Source organism: Mesorhizobium sp. WSM4906, assembly GCF_029674625.1.
GTDB lineage: Bacteria > Pseudomonadota > Alphaproteobacteria > Rhizobiales > Rhizobiaceae > Mesorhizobium.
In genome coordinates, this window is the sequence record NZ_CP121355.1 from 5,107,138 (window position 1) to 5,124,572 (window position 17,435).

Annotated in this window: 15 protein-coding genes; 9 read left to right on the top strand and 6 right to left on the bottom strand. The window is 66.4% G+C overall.

What is annotated here, in order from left to right:
- Positions 1–19 precede the first annotated feature (19 nt).
- Genes QAZ22_RS24630 through QAZ22_RS24645 form a run of 4 tightly spaced genes read left to right on the top strand, consistent with a single transcriptional unit; the run spans position 20 to position 4,283 of the window.
- Positions 20–1,246 (top strand): NAD(P)/FAD-dependent oxidoreductase, encoded by a 1,227-nt coding sequence (locus QAZ22_RS24630; protein WP_278203328.1) that lies wholly within the window; start codon positions 20–22, stop codon positions 1,244–1,246.
- 11 nt (positions 1,247–1,257) lie between these two features.
- Positions 1,258–2,562, top strand: coding sequence for an NAD(P)/FAD-dependent oxidoreductase (locus QAZ22_RS24635; RefSeq protein WP_278203329.1), 1,305 nt, complete (start codon positions 1,258–1,260; stop codon positions 2,560–2,562).
- Positions 2,559–3,014, top strand: a complete 456-nt coding sequence (locus QAZ22_RS24640; protein ID WP_278203330.1) for a MaoC family dehydratase — start codon at positions 2,559–2,561, stop codon at positions 3,012–3,014. The genes QAZ22_RS24635 and QAZ22_RS24640 overlap by 4 nt, the downstream gene beginning before the upstream one ends.
- 9 nt (positions 3,015–3,023) lie before the next feature.
- A complete protein-coding gene (locus QAZ22_RS24645) occupies positions 3,024–4,283 on the top strand; it encodes an MFS transporter (protein WP_278203331.1) in 1,260 nt (419 codons plus the stop codon).
- Between the two features lie 359 nt (positions 4,284–4,642).
- Here QAZ22_RS24645 and QAZ22_RS24650 read toward each other — a convergent pair whose 3' ends face one another.
- The 3 genes from QAZ22_RS24650 to QAZ22_RS24660 all read right to left on the bottom strand — a co-directional run bounded on the left by QAZ22_RS24650 (position 4,643) and on the right by QAZ22_RS24660 (position 8,506).
- The gene (locus QAZ22_RS24650) at positions 4,643–5,086 is read right to left on the bottom strand and encodes a helix-turn-helix domain-containing protein (protein WP_278203332.1); all 444 of its coding nucleotides are present in this window, start codon (positions 5,084–5,086) and stop codon (positions 4,643–4,645) included.
- Between the two features lie 131 nt (positions 5,087–5,217).
- Entirely contained in the window at positions 5,218–6,786 is a 1,569-nt protein-coding gene (locus tag QAZ22_RS24655) for an alpha/beta fold hydrolase (protein WP_278203333.1), read from the bottom strand.
- Positions 6,787–7,036: 250 nt separating this feature from the next.
- Entirely contained in the window at positions 7,037–8,506 is a 1,470-nt protein-coding gene (locus tag QAZ22_RS24660; RefSeq protein WP_278203334.1) for an MFS transporter, read from the bottom strand.
- A gap of 134 nt (positions 8,507–8,640) precedes the next feature.
- Here QAZ22_RS24660 and QAZ22_RS24665 point away from each other — a divergent pair, with 134 nt between their 5' ends.
- Both QAZ22_RS24665 and QAZ22_RS24670 read left to right on the top strand, forming a co-directional pair.
- Positions 8,641–9,534 (top strand): LysR family transcriptional regulator, encoded by an 894-nt coding sequence (locus QAZ22_RS24665; RefSeq protein ID WP_278207932.1) that lies wholly within the window; start codon positions 8,641–8,643, stop codon positions 9,532–9,534.
- Between the two features lie 245 nt (positions 9,535–9,779).
- Positions 9,780–10,883 (top strand): GSU2403 family nucleotidyltransferase fold protein, encoded by a 1,104-nt coding sequence (locus QAZ22_RS24670; RefSeq protein WP_278203335.1) that lies wholly within the window; start codon positions 9,780–9,782, stop codon positions 10,881–10,883.
- Between the two features lie 3 nt (positions 10,884–10,886).
- Here QAZ22_RS24670 and QAZ22_RS24675 read toward each other — a convergent pair whose 3' ends face one another.
- Both QAZ22_RS24675 and QAZ22_RS24680 read right to left on the bottom strand, forming a co-directional pair.
- Entirely contained in the window at positions 10,887–13,247 is a 2,361-nt protein-coding gene (locus QAZ22_RS24675; RefSeq protein ID WP_278203336.1) for an endonuclease/exonuclease/phosphatase family protein, read from the bottom strand.
- 977 nt (positions 13,248–14,224) lie between these two features.
- The gene (locus QAZ22_RS24680; protein ID WP_278203337.1) at positions 14,225–15,157 is read right to left on the bottom strand and encodes a hypothetical protein; all 933 of its coding nucleotides are present in this window, start codon (positions 15,155–15,157) and stop codon (positions 14,225–14,227) included.
- Between the two features lie 420 nt (positions 15,158–15,577).
- Here QAZ22_RS24680 and QAZ22_RS24685 point away from each other — a divergent pair, with 420 nt between their 5' ends.
- The 3 genes from QAZ22_RS24685 (at position 15,578) to QAZ22_RS24695 (ending at position 16,921) form a co-directional block, all read left to right on the top strand.
- Positions 15,578–15,790: a hypothetical protein gene (locus QAZ22_RS24685; RefSeq protein WP_278203338.1), complete on the top strand. Its 213-nt coding sequence runs from the start codon at positions 15,578–15,580 to the stop codon at positions 15,788–15,790.
- A gap of 354 nt (positions 15,791–16,144) precedes the next feature.
- Positions 16,145–16,639: a RidA family protein gene (locus tag QAZ22_RS24690; protein ID WP_278203339.1), complete on the top strand. Its 495-nt coding sequence runs from the start codon at positions 16,145–16,147 to the stop codon at positions 16,637–16,639.
- Positions 16,640–16,699: 60 nt separating this feature from the next.
- On the top strand, positions 16,700–16,921 hold the full coding sequence (locus tag QAZ22_RS24695) for an alkylphosphonate utilization protein (RefSeq protein WP_278203340.1): 222 nt from the start codon (positions 16,700–16,702) through the stop codon (positions 16,919–16,921).
- Positions 16,922–17,098: 177 nt separating this feature from the next.
- Here QAZ22_RS24695 and QAZ22_RS24700 read toward each other — a convergent pair whose 3' ends face one another.
- Positions 17,099–17,386, bottom strand: a complete 288-nt coding sequence (locus QAZ22_RS24700) for a GIY-YIG nuclease family protein (protein ID WP_278203341.1) — start codon at positions 17,384–17,386, stop codon at positions 17,099–17,101.
- Positions 17,387–17,435: the final 49 nt, after the last annotated feature.

Genomic DNA, 17,435 nt, shown 5'->3' on the forward strand with positions numbered 1-17,435 from the left:
AAGCCAACGGACAGGAACCATGAAACGGGCTGACGTCGTCATCGTCGGCGCGGGCCAGGCCGGCCTTGCGCTCAGCCATTGCCTCGGCCGGATCGGCATCGAGCATGCGGTTCTGGAGCGCGGCCGCATCGGCGAACGCTGGCGCTCGCAGAGCTGGCGCACGCTCAGGCTCTTGACACCCAACTGGCTGAACGCGTTGCCCGGCTTGCCCTATGAAGGCGCCGATCCCGACGGCTTCATGGACAAAAGCGCCTTCGTGGCTAGCCTGGAGGCCTATGCAGGACGCTGGCAGGCGCCGGTCGAATGCTGCGTCGAGGTTCTCTCGTCAAGGCGGATCGGCGGCGGCTTCGTGCTCGACACCAGCACCGGCGCCTGGTCGGCCAAGGCCGTCGTGGTGGCCACCGGCCATTGCGACCGACCGGCGATCCCCTTTGTGTCCGAGACCAGGGGCCGACCGCTGACCATCCACGCTTCGCAGTATCGCTCTACCGGCGAGTTGCCCCCTGGCGGGGTGCTGATCGTCGGCGCGTCATCCTCCGGCGTGCAGATCGCCGACGAGCTTGCCCGCGCCGGCCGGCGCGTGACGCTGTCCGTCGGCAAGCACACGCGCCTGCCGAGGCGCTGGCGCGGCAAGGACATCTTCTTCTGGCTCTGCCGGATGGGTTTCATGGCGCAACCGCTCGACGCACTCGCCAACCCCGAAAGCGCCAGGCGCCAACCGTCGCTGCAGCTCGCCGGGCGGCCGGACAAGGCCGATGTCGATCTCGCCACGCTACAGGCGCTGGGCGTCGAGCTGACCGGGCGGGTGCGCGGCCTTGCCGATCGCGAGATCGTCTTCGCCGACGATCTCGCCGCGCAGATCGCGGCGGCGGAGGCGAAACAGGCTCGTTTGCTGGCCGAGATCGACCGCTTCGCCGGCGATCCGCGAGCAAGCCGGCGCGAACCGGTGACGGTGCCTTCGACCAGCCCTGAGCGGCTTTCGCTGACGGACGGATCGATCCGGACGATCATCTGGGCGACCGGCTATTCCCGCTCCTTCGGCTGGCTGGAGCCGCTCGCGCTCGGCGCCGATGGCGAGATCGCGCATCAGGGCGGCGTCACAAGCGTTCCCGGCCTCTACGCGCTCGGTTTCCGCTTCCTGCGCAAGCGCGATTCCAACTTCATCGGCGGCGTCGGCGCGGACGCGCAGGCGATCGCCGCCGAGATCTCCCTCTATCTCGGCCGCGACGGCCGCCAAGCCGCCTGAGGACAATGTCGATGCCGACAACCCCGATCCGTTCGCTTCCGCCCGTGCCCAGGCGCGGCCATTACGACGCCATCATCGTCGGCGCGCGCTGCGCCGGCGCCTCGACGGCCCTGCTGCTTGCCCGCGCCGGCCTGAAAGTGCTGGCGATCGAACGCAGGTCGTACGGCTCCGACACGCTGTCGACGCATGCGCTGATGCGGCCCGCCGTGCTGCAGCTGTCGCGCTGGGGCCTGCTCCAGCCGCTGCGCAAGGCCGGCACGCCGCTGATCGAGGCGACGACGTTCCACTATGGCGATGACGAGATCACCATCCCGCTCAATGCCGGGCCCGACCTTCCCGGGCTGATCGCGCCACGGCGCACCGTGCTCGACCGCACCCTCGTCGGCGCCGCGCGCAAGGCCGGCGCCGAGTTCCTGCACGACATGGCGGTCGGCGACCTGTTTGCCGACACACGCGGGCGCGTGCGCGGCGTCGAGATCCGCGGCGCCGGCCGCGCCGCCCTGCGGGTGAGCGCCGACATCGTCATCGGCGCCGACGGCATCGGCTCGCTGGTGGCCAAATGCTGCGGCGCGCAGATGCTCAGAAGCGGCACGGTTTCGGCCGCCCATGTCTATGGCTACGCGCCCGTCGAGCCAGGCGCCGGCTACCATTGGTATTTTCGCGACGGGGTCGCCGGATCCCTTATTCCCACCAATAACGGGCTTGCCTGCATCGTCGCCTCGGTGCCGACACGTATCTTCGACCAGCGCTTCCGCGTCGGCCATGGCCGCGCCCGCATGGAGGTGCTGGAGGCGCTTTCGCCGGCGCTGGCCGAACAGGCGAGCCGGGCGCCGAAGGACGTCCGCCTGCAGGCCTTCCGCGGCGTGCCGGGCTACATCCGCCAGGCCCATGGCCCGGGCTGGGCGCTGGTCGGCGACGCCGGCTTCTTCCGCGACCCGATCACCTCGCACGGCATTGCCGACGCCCTGCGCGATGCCGAGACCCTTGCGCGGGCGATCCTCGACGGATCGGAAGCAGCCTTCGCGGCCTGGCAGCAGGAGCGCGACCGCTTCGCCCACCAGATCCTCGACACCACGGACGCCATTGCCGGTTTCGACTGGTCGCTGGCCGATCTCGGCGAGCGGCATCGCCGCTTCAGCGCCGTGCTCAAGGCCGAGGTCCAGGCGCTGGCCGGACAGGCGACGCCGGTTCACCGCCCCAGGCCGGTCGCTTGCCAGCCGACGAGCCATCCGGCGCCGGCGAACCAGGACGAGCCACACCCCGGCGCCACCAGCGCCTCGAGCCTCTATCGCAACCGAACCGGAGCAAGACCATGACTGTGCATCTGATGAGGGACGGCTGGATCGGCGTCATCAACGGGCGGCCGCAAGTGGGCGCCGTCGCCGAGCGCTCGCGGCGCACGCGGCCCGAGGATATCGACGCGTTCGCCGACATGACCGGCGACCGCAACCCGCTGCACTATGACAAGCGGCTCGCCGAGGCTTCGGTGTTCGGCAAGCTGATCGTTCAGGGCGGCGTCACCTCGGGCATCCTCAACGCGGTGGTGGCGGAGGACCTTCCCGGCCCGGGTTCGGTGTTCCTCGAGGTCTCGTGGAAATTCGTCAAGGCGGTCGGCGTCGGCGAATTGATCACCGGCCGCGTCGAGGTCAAGGACGTGCGCGCCGACAAGCCGATCACGAAGCTGGAGACATCGGTGCGCAACGAGGCGGGCGACGTCTGCCTCACCGGCACCGCGACGGTGTTCACCGTGCCGCTCGCCAATGGCTGAGCCTTTGCGATGACACTCTGGGCAACGACGCTCCGGCGCACCGAGATCGCATCGGCCGACATTCCCGAGGATATGCGCCGCTGGAGGGTGCTCGGACTGCTTTGCCTGGCCGTCGTGCTGTCGCTGACCACCTGGTTCTCGGCGACGGCGATCACGGCCGAGCTCAAGGCGGCATGGCGCCTGTCCGGACCGATCGACATCTGGCTGACCAACGGCGTGCAGATCGGCTTCGTCGCCGGCGCGCTGGCCGCCGGCCTGGTCAACTTGCCCGACATCGTCAGGCTCAACCGGCTGATGGCGATCTCGGCGCTCGTGGCGGCGATGGCCAATGCCGTGCTCCTCTTGCAGCCGGCGCCGGGCGGCGTCGTTGCCGCACGCATCGTGACCGGCATCGCGCTGGCCGGCGTCTATCCGCCGGCCTTGAAGCTCGTGTCCACGTGGTTCGTGCGCGGCCGAGGGCTGGCGCTCGGCGCGCTGATCGGCGCGCTGACGCTCGGCTCCTCGCTGCCGCATCTGTTCCGGGCGCTCGCCGGCTCGCTCGACTGGCAGCTCGTGGTGCTGGGCGCGACCGTGGCCGCCCTGATCGGTTCGATGCTGTTCTGGTTCGCCGGTGAAGGGCCCCATCCTTTCGGCAAGGCCGTCTTCGAGCCGCGCCGGATCGGCGCGATCTTCCGCGACCGGGCGCTGATGCTGGCCAATATCGGCTATCTCGGCCACATGTGGGAGCTCTACGCCATGTGGGCCTGGCTGATCGCCTATGTGCGCGCCGCGCTCGAGGCGCAGCAGCGCCCTTCCCCGGCGCTCGCCTCGCTGCTGACATTCCTCGCCATCGCCGCCGGCGCCGGCGGCTGCCTGGTTGGCGGCGCGCTTTCCGATCGCATCGGGCGCAGCCTCACTACCGCCGGCATGATGATGGTGTCCGGCCTCTGCGCGCTGACGATCGGCTTCGTCTTCGACGGACCGCTCTGGCTGTTGGGGCTGGTGATCTTCGTCTGGGGTATTTCTGTGATCGGCGATTCCGCGCAATTCTCGGCCGCGGTCACCGAGCTTGCCGACAGCCGTTTCGTCGGCACGGCGCTATCGGTGCAACTTGGGCTGGGTTTCGGACTGACGGTGTTGGCGATCTGGCTGCTGCCGCATGCGGCGGACCTGCTCGGCTGGCGCTGGGCATTCCTCATGCTGGCGCCTGGCCCACTCATCGGCGCGATCTCGATGCTTTCGCTCCGGCGCCTGGCCGATGCGGCGAAGATGGCGGGCGGCAAACGGTGAACATGAGAGTATCGAGCCTCAGCCCGGCTCACCGCTCATTGCGGGGAGCCGGGCTGGAGACTGTGCATGGCAGGCGTCGCTTTCGGCAGCTTGCCGAGAATGAGGCCGGCGCCGCAGTGGGTGGGGGGCGTTGGGGTAGCTGAGGCACCGGCCGAAGGCGGAATGGGCACCGCCACCGTCAAAGATAGGCTTCGCGCGTCGCGAGGAAAATTGCGTGATCGCGGAAGGACAAATGCTTGCCGCCAAGCTCTCCTGCCTGGACTAGATTACTCCAGCATAGGCGCGCAGATGGCCAACCGTTTTCGGCAGAGGCCGGATAAAGAACGCAGGCGTCCAAAACCGCGGTGTGGGAAGAGGTCTTAATAGCCCATCCCCAATTCCTGGGCCTGGGCGGCCAGCTCCTCCATAACCTTCTTGCGCTCTTCCTCCTCGCTGTTTCGATATGCCGCCAGATCGGAGAACTTCACGCGCCGATGCGTTCCAACCATGGTGAAAGGCAGCCTGCCCTCCTCCAGCAGTCGGATGAGATACGGGCGCGATACATTGAGGTAGTCCGCCGCCTCCTGAGTCGTAAGCTCGGCATGGATCGGGATCACCGTCACCGCGTTTCCCTGGCCCATTTCGGTCAGAAGACGGTAAAGCAGGTCGCCCACGCTCTTTGGCAGGCGCAAAGTTTCCTTACCCACTTGAACCTTCAATTCGGCACCGTCGCGCTTGGTGCGCGAAAGCATCCGGCTGGCCTGGGCAGCGAGTTCGGCATCGTCCACCGATGGCATGATCGGTCGTCCGAGCAGCTTGGTCATTGATCCATGTCCTTATCGGCGTCGGATAGTTTTGTGCCATTATCCGCAATATCCGAAATAAACGCAATAAGTGAACGCCCGCTGATTAGTATGGTTCCATGAGCGGCGGCTGGACAACTACCCCAGGGGCCTTACGATCCAGCTGTCTCGGCGACAAAAGCGCGGACGTGGCCGATGAACTGGTCGAAGGCCGGCTCGCCCTCGAGCAGGATGTGGTTCTGGCTTTCCAGCTCGAAGAAGCGCGCGCCGGGAATGCCCGCCGCCATGGTGCGCCCGGATTCGACCGGGGCGACATTGTCTTCCCGCGCGTGCAGCACCAGCGTCGGCACCCGCACTTTTTCCAGGAGGTCGCTGACATCGACCACCGAGAAGGCGCTCTGCAGGCGCCAGGCGTCGTCCGGCGACACGGTGCGGAGCATCAGATCGTCCATCCAGGCGAAATGCTCGTGCGTGGCGCCGGGGATGAACATGGAGCAGAAGGCCTGGCGGAACATCGGATTCGACTTGCCCCAGCTCTCGCGCATCAGCGTCGCCACGGCCTCGCGCGTGGCGATCTCGCCGGCGTCGCCGCGCGCCCGCCAGCCTTTGACATAGCCGCCGTAGAGGATCATGCCCGAGACCTTCTCGGGGTGGCGTATGGCATAGGCGATCGAAACCGCGCAGCTTTGCGAGAGGCCGAGAAGCGTGAAGCGACCCAACCCCGCCGCCTCGACCACGCATTCGAGATCCGACACCATGGTTTCGAACGAGACGTCGACCACGTGGCGCTGCGACAGGCCGTTGCAGCGCTCGTCGTAGCGCACCAGCTGGTTCTCGCGCGACAGTTCCTTCATCCAGTGCCGCCAGATCGGGCTGTCCCAGTCGAAGGTGAGATGCGACATCCAATGCGCGGCGCGAAGGATGGGCGGGCCGCTGCCGGTCTTGGCGAAAGCAAGCCTCGTGCCGTCGACAGCGCGGCAGAAATGGACGGCGCGGCCGGGATCCTGCGCGGCCGCCGCGCTTTTTCCGGGCGAAGCCGATTGCGGCGGTGCGGCATTCGCGCTGGGTTCGGCAGAGCGTGCCGTCGGCTGGGCGGCCGCCGCCCTCACCTTCTCCTCCAGCGCCTCGATCTCTTCGGCCAGGCCGACATCCTCCGGCAGCAGCCGCGCCAAGCGCCGGGCAAGCGGCAGCGCCCGCCTCGGCTCGCCGGCCAGACGCCCGACCAGTTCGCGCAAAATACCGAGCTCGGCGATCTCGACCTCGCTGGCGACGCCGGCGCGCCAGGCCTCGTATTCGAAGCAGCGATCGAGCGAGAGATCGGCGAGGAAATCGCCACGGATCGAGCCGGCGACAGCCTCGAGCTCCTCCGTCGACGCCAGGGAAAGATCGCCCTTCACCAGCGGCAGCAGCCGGGCATAATCCGTCGCGACCTTCAGCGCGACGCTGTTGCGGTCGGCGACCAAAGCGCATTCGTCCTCGCCCAGCACCTGGCGGATCTTGGACAGGCTCCAGCGCAAGGCGCCGCGCGGATCGTCGGGAATGTCCCAGAAGATTTCGCAAAGCCGCTCGCGCTGGTGCGCCTTGCCGGTGACGGCGAGATAGGCGAGCAAGGCCCTCGTCTTGCGCGAGGGCGGCAGGTCGAGCAGCGCGCCCTCGCGGGTCACCTGGAAATCGCCGAGCACGCACAGGTTCAGCGGCCCGCTATGCGGACCGACAGTCATGCGGCCGGGCACCCTTCCACTGCCATTTACCCCCTGGCTTCCCGCGGCGGGAGAAGACCACACCGCAATATCAAAATCGGCTAATTTACGGAAGCCGATACGGCAAGACGGGCGCGGGGAATGTGGGATGGGTTACATTGGCGGGGCACTAATCTCCCCCCTCGAGGGGGAGATGTCGCCGAAGGCGACAGAGGGGGTCGCTTCGCGTGGAGCGCCGGCGCCCTTCGCGACGCCGGCCGGCGTTGGTGCTCTACGTGAGACGACCCCCTCTGGCCTGCCGGCCATCTCCCCCTCGAGGGGGGAGATTACGCGCACCACCCACCGCAATTACCACCGCCACCACAACCAACACCGCCGCGACGGCGAACGTAACCCTCATCCCGCCAGCGACCGCTTCCGGCGCCGCAACGGCCATGTCCCTCGTCCCTACCGCGAAGGCGAACAGCGCGCCCATCACCGCCGTGCCGGTGACCAAGCCGAGATTGCGCGACAGGCTGAGCATGCCCGACACCACGCCGCGCTCGTTGCCGTCGACATCGGCCATGACGGCGGTGTTGTTCGCTGCCTGGAAGAGCTGATAGCCGGGCGTCAGCACGACGATCGCCGCTGCGTAGCCGGCGACGCCGAACAACCCGGGCAGCACGGCGAGCGCGACGCAGCCGGCGGCCATCAGCGCCAGCCCGGCGACGACCATGGCGGATGCGCCGAGGCGATCGACGGCGCGGCCGGCGACCACGCCGCACAGCGCCGAGACGACCGGGCCGATCGACAGCACAGCGCCGGTCACCGCTTCGCTCAGGCCCAATCCGCGCGACAGAAAGAAGGGCCCGACGACAAGCGTGGCCATCATGACGGTGGAGACCAGCACGTTCATGGCGAGGCTCGGCGCCAGCACCGGGTCGCGGAACAGCGCGAGCTTCACCAGAGGCGAAGCCACCTTGCCCTCGGCATAGAGGAACAGGCCGGCGCCGAGAACGGCAGCGGCGAGCAGCGCGACGTTCAGGCCGCCGAAATGGCCGCGCCCGGTGGTCATCGCCAAAGCGTAGGCGGCAAGCGTCAGCGCAAGCAGGATCGTGCCGACCGTATCGAAGCGTGCGCCTTCCCCCCTCGCGCCTCGATCTTCCGTCACCCCGCCCATGGGCAGGAAGCGTTGGGCGGCAAGCATGGCCGCGACGCCAAGCGCCGCGCTGACGAGGAAGATCGCGCGCCAGCCCACCGAGGCGATCAGCACGCCGCCGAGCGACGGCCCGAGCGCCGTGCCGATCGCCGACATGGTGCCGAGCAGGCCCATGGCGCTGCCGGTGCGCTCCTTCGGCACCGTCTCGCCGACAAAGGCAATGGTTAGCGCCATCATCACCGCTGCACCCAGGCCTTGCACGGCGCGGGCGGCGATCAGCAGCGGCAGGGTCGGCGCGAGCGCCGCGGCAAGCGAGGCGGCGCTGAACAGGCCGAGGCCGGCGATCAGCAGCAGCCGGCGGCCGACGAGATCGCCCAGCCGCCCGACGCTGACGATGAGCGCGGTGATGGCAAGCAGATAAGCGAGCACCACCCACTGCACTGCCGGGAAGGAGGCAGCGAAGGCCGTGCTCAGCGTCGGCAGCGCGACATTGGCGATCGAGGTGCTGAGCGAGGACAAGAGCATGGCCAGTGACAGGCTGGCCAGCGCGCCGGTCGTCGAACGGCTTCTAGGTACGGCGCGCGAATCGGCGATGTCGGTCATGGTTCTTCTCTGGCTCAGGTGGAACTTGCCGGGAAGATAGGCGCGCGGCCGATATGGCGGAATGCGCATCATTTGCACTCGAACAGTGCATGCGACGCCATGTCATCGCGCCGCAACCATGCTATGGTCGCGCCATGTCGCGACCCGATCTCAACCTCATCGTCACGCTGGATGTGCTGCTTGCCGAAGGCAGCGTCGCGAAAGCCGCGCGCCGGCTGAGGCTCAGCCCTTCGGCAATGAGCCGGGCGCTGGCCAGACTGCGCGAGGCGACGGGCGATCCGCTTCTGGTGCGCGCCGGGCGCGGCCTAGCGCCGACGCCGCGCGCCATCGAGCTCGGCGCGGATGTCGGCCGGCTGGTGAAGGAAGCGGAAGCGGTGCTGCGTCCAGCCGAGAAGCTCGACCTCAAGCGGCTTGCGCGCAGCTTCACGCTGCGCAACAGCGACGGTTTCGTGGAGAATTTCGGCCCGGCGCTGATTGCCCGGGTGGCGGAAGAAGCGCCGGGCGTGCAGCTGCGCTTCGTGCCGAAGCCGGACAAGGACAGCGCGCCGATGCGCGAGGGCAGCGTCGATCTGGAGACCGGCGTGGTCGGCGGCTCGACCGGCCCGGAAGTGCGGGCACAGGCGCTATTCCGCGACCGTTTCGTCGGCGTGGCGCGGATGGGCCATCCTTTGAGCGAAGGCAAGATCACCGCCGCCCGTTTCGCCGCCGGCCGCCACATATTGATCTCGAGGCGCGGCCTCGACCGCGGGCCGGTGGACGATGCGCTGGAGCTCGCCGGGCTGACGCGCACGATCGCGACCGTGGTCGGCGGCTTTGCGGAAGCGCTGGCGCTGGCGCGCGGCTCCGACCTCATCGCCACCGTGCCCGAGCGCTATACGGGCAAGCTGCGCGAAGGCCTGTTCACCTTCACGCTGCCGGTGAAGCTCGCCGAACTCACCATCTCGCTCCTGTGGCACCCGCGCCTCGACGCCGACCCCGCGCATCGCTGGCTGCGGGGACTGGTGCGTGAGGTGTGCGGCGGGCGATAGGAAGGCGAGGCGGTGGAACCGCCAATTCCCGTTTGTTGGGAGATGTCCGGTCCACGCTCCGCGGCAGCTGCGGAGGACGGGCAGGACCGCGCTGGTGCGCTTGCACACGGTTATTACCGCATTCGCAAAAACGGTAACAAGCGGGACGCGCACGCCGCGCCGACTGAGACGGGCGTTCCGGGTCGCGCATTATAGCAATCGTAACCAACCCATGTTATTACCGTTTCCGCGAAAGCGGTAATAACATGCAACAGATACCCCATCCCTACCAGACGCTCTATTCCGAGCTCGCGCAACGGTCTCTGGATGCATCCTTCTCCAGCGAGTTCAGCGTCGGCGGTCGCTTTGTCGCTGCCGAAGTCAAGGGGCGGCGTTACTGGTATCTCGACCTGCCGGATGCCAATGGCGGCAAGACACGCACCTATATCGGCCCCGTCGACGATCCCGAGATCACCAAACGGGTCGAAAACTTCAAGGATCTGAAGGCCGATATAAGGGAACGCCGCAAGCTGGTCTCGACGCTGGTTCGCGAAGCCCACCTGCCGCGGCCGGAGGGCAAGACCGGCGACATCATCCAGGCGCTGGCCGAAGCCGGCTTCTTCCGGCTTCGTGGCGTCCTGGTCGGCACCGTCGCCTATCAATGCTATCCGGCCGTTCTTGGCATCCGCCTGCCCAGCACGTCCATGGTGACGAGCGACGCCGATTTTGCGCAATTTCACTCAATCTCGGTAGCGGTCGACGACAAGATGCCGCCTGTGCTCGATACGTTGAAGAGCGTCGATCCGACGTTCCGCGAGGTTCCGCACCCCGCCGACGGTCGTCTCTCCACGCAATTTTCGTCCCGTTCCGGATACAGGGTCGAGTTCCTCACGCCCAATACCGGTTCGGCCGATTATGAGGGGCACCCTGCTCCTATGCCCGCGCTTGGCGGCGCTTCCGCGCAACCGCTGCGGTTTCTCGATTTCCTGATCTACAATCCGATCCGCGCCGTTCTGCTTCATGGGGCCGGCGTGCCGGTGACCGTGCCTTCGCCGGAACGGTTTGCCACCCACAAGCTCATCGTCGCCAGCCGCCGTCGAACGGACAATGACGGCACGGCCAAAAGCCGCAAGGACAAGGCGCAGGCCGCCGCCATCATGCAAGCCATGATCGAGCAGCGGCAGTCCGAAGACCTCGCCGATGCGTTCATGGAGGCCTATGAGCGCGGCCCCGCCTGGAAGGAAGCCATCCGCAGGAGCCTGTCGGAGGTCGATGAACGCGCCCGCGAAATCATCGAACCGGCGCTGGCGCGCGCCATCGTGAAGCTGGAACGAGATCCAGCGGAGTTCGGCCTCGAAGGTAAGGCCTGAACATCACGGCGCCGGCTTCACCGACTTGTTCTGGCGCATCCGAAGCTCGTAGTTCAGCCGGTAACGGCCGCCCTCGAAATTCCAGATCAGGGGGGTCCTGACGCCATCGATCGAAGTCACTCCCATGGGGAGATCGGGGAAGTCGCGGAGGCGGCTGGGGTCGTCGGGGCTGGAATCGTCCTCTTCTATGACCTTCATCCCCGCATGACTGACGAAGGTGAGGTTTCGCGGGCCGAAATACGCCTCCCAGTCCTTGTGGTCGGCGGAGTCGTCGCAGTCGAATTCGCGCTCGCCGGAGGCAGGGAAGCGCAGGGACCGGCTGTCGATCGAAAGCTCGGTGTAGATGTCGTCCGAGCCGAGTTCCGGGTTGGTCTCGTCCTCGCAGATCAGCGCCTTGAGCTCGAGGTTGCGCACGCTGGTTTCCATGAAGGCCCAGACCGGCACGTCGGCTCCGCCCGGCGTGCCCTGACGGATGACGATATAGCCGGTCGAGCCGTCGCCCATGGCGTCGCTCAGCTTGCGCTCGGTGCCTTTTTCCTCGAATGCGGGAGCAGCGCTGCCGTTGGTGTTGGTGAAGTCTTCCAGTTCGGCCTTGTAGTTGCCGGCATCGGGCAGGCCCTCGGCGAACAGCTTGACCGTCTGGTCGGCGCCGCTGTCGGCCTGGCCGACGACGTCGAAGGCGAACCAGGCCTCGTTTTGCGTGCCGAACAGGCCGCCGGCTTTGGAAAGCGTCGCGCCTTGCGGCGCCTCGCCCGGCTGCAACAAGCAGGCCTCTTCCTTCGTCGCGCAGGTGTGGCGACGCACGAGCAACGCATAGTCGCCGGTATAGGCGCGGTCCTTGCCGGTGGCGCGGATGTAGAACTCCCTGGGCAGCGCATAGGTGTGGACGTACATGGTGCGCTCGCGGTCGACGATCTTGCTGGTCTTGCCATAGTAGCTCGCGATCGGCGTCGTCATGTTGTCGGGCAGGAAGATGTCGATCTTGACGTCCTCGGTGCTGGGACCGATCGAATAGGTGCCGGCGTCGCTCCTCACGACGTGGAACCACTGCATCGAGCCCGGATAGCGGATCTGGGTCACGTCCTGGCCGTCCTGCCAATCGATGACCTCCTCCTCGCGCGGCTTGCCGCCGACGCCGACCTTGGTCATGTTGACCTTGTAGGCGATGCCCGGATGGCAGAAGAAATTGCCGAGGTTGAGATCCGCGGCGACCAGGTTGTGGTCGCTTTCGAGGTCGACGAAATCGACCGGAATGGTGACGTGCTGGACGCAGATCGGCCCCTCGATGCCGCCGCTTCGGTAAGGCTGGGGCGAAGCCAGGATATAGTCGTAGCGCTCGCCGTCGATGTAGTTGGAGATGCCGGGATCGGCCGGATTGGTCACGGCCCACGAGTCGTAATAGCCGTCGGTCCAGTAGGTGCCCGACGTGGCGAAGCGCCCGGTCCATTCGGTCGGGGTTCCGTGGAAGATCGGGATGTTGAGGTCGCCCATGACGAGCACGCGCTCGCGCCTGCGCTGCGCGTCCGACAGCGGCGACAACGTCGTCTCGATCAGCTTCTCGATCTGCGCGAACTGTGCCTCGCGGGCGTCGGCATGGCGCTCGGGCGGGTTCTTGTCGAAATAGTCGGCCTGCATGTGGGTGAAGACCACGGTGTATTTGCTCTGCGACGGCTTGTGCAGCAACCGCACGATCGCCGCGCCCTTGGCCGACAGGCAGTCGACGCCGCCGCAATGTTCGTACAGCGTGAAGCCGACCTCGCCGGTCGCATCGAGCGTCTCGCCGTCGCCGCTGCCCCATTTGAAGCTGTCGTCCGGCAGCGGCAGGAACTCGAAATCCTTCTTGGCGAACAACATCAGTCCGCTGTCCTCGCCGTCGATCTTCTCGATCGGCTGGCCATAGATGGCTACCGCCGCGGCGGGGTCGAGGCTGGTAATGGCGTCGCGGATCGCCTGCGGCCGCAGCTTGACCAGAGGCGCGTCGATCTTGCCGACATAGTTCGGATAGTCATGCGAGAGCTTGCCGATGAGGATCTGCTTGGCGTCCTCGTCCCAGGCCTCGTTGATGGCGATGATGTCGAAGCGGGAGGTGTCCGCCAGGATGGTGTCGGCGAGGTGCTCGGCCTGCTTCTCGGTCTCGCCGGGGATCTGCAGCAGGCAATCGGCGAATTGCGCATTGGCGCATTTGAAGATCGGCGACAGCAGATAGGCGTTGAAGGTCGCCACCCTGACTGTCTCGACCTCCTGCGCGCTGGCGCCGCCCATGAGACCGGCAATCAGCGTCGCGAGAAAAACGAGCAGCCCCAGCCCCAGCCTGTCCAGCCAGGACTTGCGCCTGGCAAGCATTTCGAGCAGCTGATCGCCCATCTCACCCTCCCCACTCGATGACGCATTTCTAGCATGCCTGCATGAGGGGATCATGAAGCGGTTCACACAGGATGGCGTCTCCCTCGTCGAGGGCGAGATTCGGCGCCGATGTTGCGCCGATGTTGCGTTGCAGAAATGCCCCCAAAAAAAGTCAGGGGTAAAAGGGGAACCCCGAACCGCCTCGACTGGTGAAAAACAAGCCTATTCAACTGCATAGGGGCAAACGGCAGCGTCGCCTTCCGCAAGGCCGAAAAGCCCGGAAATCCGCCATTTCCGGGACTTGCGGCAACCGCAATGGCGCGATCGCGGCAGCGCGGTTTCGGCTCTGCACAACGGGAAAAGCGCCCTTGCGAGGGTGCCCCGGCCGGCGTTGACAGCAAGGCCCGCCAATGGCACTTCGCAAGCACTGGTCACACGCCATGACCGTTGCTGTTGGGGACGGACGGGGTTTCAGCAGCTTGGCGGCGGCGCCGGACGGGCGGACACCTGCGCAGTGTACCGCCCGCTCCTGGCCAGCTGGACCAGCCCAGGCACATCAATGAAACTAAGCGCCCATCCTTGCCTTCGCCGCCGCAGGGCGAAGCGCCACCCTTCCCTGACGACGATCAGCGCCGCTTCACCCAGCGGCCTCAGAACGAGAAGCCGGATGACGGCGCGACGGCTGTCGCGGCCGAGAGCCTGTCGCGCTTTTGCAGCCTGGGCTTCTCGTAGGTCTTCTTCATCGTCCATTCCTGCGCGGGTCAACGACCGGCGCAGGTGAGCGCGATGCGGCCGGCCTGTCAAGTTCGCCTCGCCGCCTGTATCGTCGCCGTCCTGCTCTTCGCCGTCATGTTCCGGCGCGAAGCCGGGGCGCAGGTTTTGATTTTGCGCACGTCTTTGTCCCGAAACCGGTTTCCACTTTCGGGAGACATGCTTCAGCTTTTGATCTTACGCATGTCTTTGTCCCGAAACCGGTTTGCACTTTCGGGAGACATGCGTTAGCCCGCGTGCTGCAGCCAGTGGCGGTCGAACACGTCGACGATGGCCCGGAAATCGGCAGGCGGGATCTGGTTGGCGCCCCCGCCCGCGTCGGCGCCGAGGAACTGCTCGAGTTGCCGGTCGACCGTTTCCGGATGCTCCACGGCGATGCCGATGGCCGCCAGGTCGCCGGCGATCGAGCCGCCGGCCGGCAGATATCCGCCCCATGTTTCGGCTCCGGGCGCGGTATCGCGCAGACGCACGAGGATGATCCTCGTGATCGACGGCTGCGCCTCGGGCCCGATGATGGCGGCGCCGCACATATAGCCGCCGAGCACGCTGACAGGCTGCGTGTGCGGGAACAGGCAGAGGAAGAACTGGGTGTCGCCGCCGACGTCCTTCAGATGCAGATAGAGGCCGCGCTTTGCCGGGTTGACCGGGCCGCCGAGCTGCAACTGACCGGTCGGCAATATCTCGCGATAGATGGCCGTCAGCCCATGCGCTCCCGGCCCCGGCTCGATCGACAGGCGGCCCTTGATGAGCTGGCCGCGATAATAGGGCGACCAGGCGCTGGAATAACAGGCATAGGTTCCGGCAAGCCCGGAGCCGAGGCCGCGCTCGTCATGCATCGAGGCCTCGAACTGCATGCTGGCCCGACGCTCCAGCTCGGCGCCGTCGATGCCGTGGCGGGCCGCGATCGCGGCGGTGAAGGCCGGCAGCTCGCTCTCGGCGATCCAGGCGCCGGGCTGTTCCAGCCCGAGCAGCTTCGCCCAGTCGTCATAGACGCTCGTCTGGCGCGGCCGCGCGCGGCCCTGCAGCCATTTGTCGGCACGGCCGAGATCGAACGCCGTCTTCGGGTTGACGGCGCGGAATGCCGCCGCAAGGTCCTTGCGGGTCACCGTTCCCAGCAAGGCCGAAGTCAGCCTCAGTTTTTGCGCGATGTGCTGCGCCATGCCACAAGCCCCTCGATGCTTCGCCGCTTCAGATCCCTGTTTCGATGCATGTCGTTCTCGCAAAACCGCTGCGCACTTTTGGGCGACATACACCTGTTTCGATGCATGTCGTTCTCCCAAAACCGCTGCGCACTTTTGGGCGACATGCACCTGTTTTGATGCATGTCGTTCTCCCAAAACCGCTTCGCACTTTTGGGCGACATGCATCTGAGCATTTCGGCGTTTGGCGGGAATCGCCGAGCTGCCCTATCGATGTGGTTTAGCACGCCGGCAGACAGTCTCCATTCCCGGCCAGGCCGATTTTCCATGGCCTAATATTCCAGGAAATCCAGAGAATTCCACAGCGTTCCGCGCGCGCCACCTTTGCGGCCTGGCGGCCAACGCTAGGTTCGCCTCGGGGTGGGTGCAGGGGAAGCTGTCATGAAGATCGTTCTATCCGCGCTCGTTGTGGCGCTCGCGCTATCGCAAGCCGCTGAAGCCAAAACGAAAATCCTGGCGACCGAGACAAAGACCAGCACCGAGAAAGCCCGGCCGCTCGATGGGACAGCCACCGGCGGCATCGCGCCTTCGGCCGATACGATGGCGAAGGAACCGGGCCAGGCCTATCCGCCGCCGCTGGACCTGCATTTCTAGAAGCGAACCGGAAGGTGCTCAGCGGTTTTTCGTTCGGAATTGCGCAAAACAAAAAGGGAGCCGTTGCCGGATGACCGCGTGGCGGTCGCCGGTCGACCGGCGAGGAAAAACGATCGGCCGGGCAAAGAGCCGAATCGAACAGCCACCCGGCCAGCCTGAGCGTTGGGGGCTTGGCGCCGCCGCGGGGGCAGGCGCCCGCCCGCGCGGACCGCAGCTTTGCGATCCGCGCGGGCCATTCCAATCCGGTCAATTCCTGCGGTCTTGACGAAAGGACGGCGAACCGGAAAGCTCGGCATGGTCGCGGCCGGGCGCTGCAATGGCGCCGTGCGACGAGGCTCCGAGGGAGGCCATGCCATGCCGGGTGCCGACGAAAAGCTTGCCGCGCTCGGCATCGTGCTGCCGCCGCCGCTGAAACTGCCGCCGGTCATGGTGCTGCCCTTTCCCTGGGTGAACGTGCGCGGCGACCGCGCCTATATCTCCGGCCACGGACCGCAGGAGCCGGACGGTTCGCTCGCCGGCCCGTTCGGCATCGTCGGCGAGAGCGTGTCGCCGGAAGAAGCGCGGGCCTCCGCCCGCAAGGTCGGGCTGTCGATGCTCGCCAGCCTGAAGCGCGAGCTCGGCAGCCTCGACCGGATCACCGGCTGGTGCCGCGTGCACGGCATGGTCAATTCGGCGCCAGGCTTTACCCAGACGCCGGCGGTGATGAACGGCTTTTCCGATCTCATCCTCGAGGTCTTCGGGCCGGAGATCGGCCGCCACGCTCGCACCGCCATCGGTGTCGCGGCGCTACCCTTCGATCTCCCGGTCGAGATCGAGGCGGAGGTGACGATCAATGAGCGAATGGCTTGACCAGGTTGTCGTCGGCGCGATAGGCGGACGCACCGCCACCCAACCGATGAAAGACCCGCCATGACAGACGCCATCGTAAAGGACAGCAACGGCACGCCGCTGAAGGATGGCGACTCCGTCACCCTGACCAAGGACCTCAAGGTCAAGGGCACGTCCGAGACGATCAAGCGCGGGACACTGGTGAAGAACATCCGCCTCAACGGCAATCCCGGCGAGATCGAATGCAACACCAAGCAGGTGAAGGGCCTGGTGCTGAAGACGGAGTTTTTGAAGAAGGCGTGAGTGCGGGCGGGCGCCGCGCCCAGTCTCCCCTCAAGGCCTTGTAGGGAGGATGTCCGGCAGGACAAAGGGGCACTCCAACCCCTTCCTTCGTCCCAGGGCGAAGCAGGAGCGAAGCTCCGTCGCGGAGACCCTGGGATCCATGCCGTTACCTGCAAGCGCCGCAGCGGTGCAGAACGCTCACCAGCCGGTTCCGCGAAAGAGTTCAATCCATTCTGGGTTCGTCTTTTCGATCAAGTGAATCTTCCATTGGCGCGGACAGCGCTTCAGTGTCTTCTCGCGCTGGATGGCCTCGGCGATGTCGAAGTATTCCTCATACCAGACCAATCGCTGAACGCCGTAGCGGCTGGTGAAGCGCGAGCCCTGACCGGACTTGTGCTCAGGCATGCGACGGCCAAGGTCATTGGTGACGCCGATGTAGATCGTGCCGCCTTTCTGGCTTGCGGTCATGTAGACATAGCCGGTCATGGATCGATGTTAGCTGGCATTGCTGCAAGCGACCATTCTGCACCGTTGC

Coding starts and splice junctions, on each gene's coding strand:
- QAZ22_RS24630 (WP_278203328.1), top strand. CDS start 20: ATGAAACGGGCTGACGTCGTCATCGTCGGCGCGGGCCAGGCCGGCCTT.
- QAZ22_RS24635 (WP_278203329.1), top strand. CDS start 1,258: ATGCCGACAACCCCGATCCGTTCGCTTCCGCCCGTGCCCAGGCGCGGC.
- QAZ22_RS24640 (WP_278203330.1), top strand. CDS start 2,559: ATGACTGTGCATCTGATGAGGGACGGCTGGATCGGCGTCATCAACGGG.
- QAZ22_RS24645 (WP_278203331.1), top strand. CDS start 3,024: ATGACACTCTGGGCAACGACGCTCCGGCGCACCGAGATCGCATCGGCC.
- QAZ22_RS24650 (WP_278203332.1), bottom strand. CDS start 5,086: ATGACCAAGCTGCTCGGACGACCGATCATGCCATCGGTGGACGATGCC.
- QAZ22_RS24655 (WP_278203333.1), bottom strand. CDS start 6,786: ATGACTGTCGGTCCGCATAGCGGGCCGCTGAACCTGTGCGTGCTCGGC.
- QAZ22_RS24660 (WP_278203334.1), bottom strand. CDS start 8,506: ATGACCGACATCGCCGATTCGCGCGCCGTACCTAGAAGCCGTTCGACG.
- QAZ22_RS24665 (WP_278207932.1), top strand. CDS start 8,641: ATGTCGCGACCCGATCTCAACCTCATCGTCACGCTGGATGTGCTGCTT.
- QAZ22_RS24670 (WP_278203335.1), top strand. CDS start 9,780: ATGCAACAGATACCCCATCCCTACCAGACGCTCTATTCCGAGCTCGCG.
- QAZ22_RS24675 (WP_278203336.1), bottom strand. CDS start 13,247: ATGGGCGATCAGCTGCTCGAAATGCTTGCCAGGCGCAAGTCCTGGCTG.
- QAZ22_RS24680 (WP_278203337.1), bottom strand. CDS start 15,157: ATGGCGCAGCACATCGCGCAAAAACTGAGGCTGACTTCGGCCTTGCTG.
- QAZ22_RS24685 (WP_278203338.1), top strand. CDS start 15,578: ATGAAGATCGTTCTATCCGCGCTCGTTGTGGCGCTCGCGCTATCGCAA.
- QAZ22_RS24690 (WP_278203339.1), top strand. CDS start 16,145: ATGCCGGGTGCCGACGAAAAGCTTGCCGCGCTCGGCATCGTGCTGCCG.
- QAZ22_RS24695 (WP_278203340.1), top strand. CDS start 16,700: ATGACAGACGCCATCGTAAAGGACAGCAACGGCACGCCGCTGAAGGAT.
- QAZ22_RS24700 (WP_278203341.1), bottom strand. CDS start 17,386: ATGACCGGCTATGTCTACATGACCGCAAGCCAGAAAGGCGGCACGATC.